Raw genomic sequence first — 643 nt, forward strand, 5'->3', positions numbered from 1 at the left:
GTTCTCCGCCAGACGGTCGAGGGTGTCGCCACCGCCTCGCCGAGTGCTCGGGAGGCCAGGTCCAAGGGGGATGAGCTGGATCGTACGACCCGTGTGACGGCGGTGGTCTGGGGAATCCTGCCGCTGTTATAGTGAGCCGGCTACACCTCAAGGCGTGAGTGATACGGCGATCCGCGGAATTGACGGGTGCCGTGAGTCGCCTGTTTTCGCGTTCTTTCCAGGCTGGTCGGGCACCTCTCTGTCGCCGCTGGCGAGCGCCAACAGCGCAGGTCAGGGGCATCAGGCGTTGCTGCGCGCCGGTGGAGACCTGGGCATCTATGCCTTGATGGAGAATCTATGTTCGAATCGCGTGCGGCCGATCACGCGTTGAGCGGAAGTACTACTTCTAAGGTTTTCGACATGCTGTCCGGCGTGTTGACCGACGTTGTCGGTCTGGCATTCGTGCTGTATCTCGCTGCCGCTGTGGTATGTATTCTTCTGGCCCTCCTCCTGCGCGTCCGCGGTCGTCTCGGGCATACGTCGGCCGAGCGTTTCAGCGTGACCGAGAGTATCGGCCGACCAGCCGGACGACGGGCCAACCGATGACCTGGCCGTGCCGTGTGCGAAAAGTCAGGATTTCAGCGGAATTTCGCCGTGGTTTCGT

The 643-nt window shown here is 62.4% G+C and carries 1 protein-coding gene; it reads left to right on the top strand.

Annotated features, from left to right (window positions below):
- Positions 1–336 precede the first annotated feature (336 nt).
- Positions 337–585, top strand: coding sequence for a hypothetical protein (locus tag U9980_RS22100; RefSeq protein WP_322769683.1), 249 nt, complete (start codon positions 337–339; stop codon positions 583–585).
- The last annotated feature ends 58 nt before the right edge of the window (positions 586–643 follow it).

This window comes from Protofrankia sp. Cr1 (assembly GCF_963555865.1).
Lineage (GTDB): Bacteria > Actinomycetota > Actinomycetes > Frankiales > Frankiaceae > Protofrankia.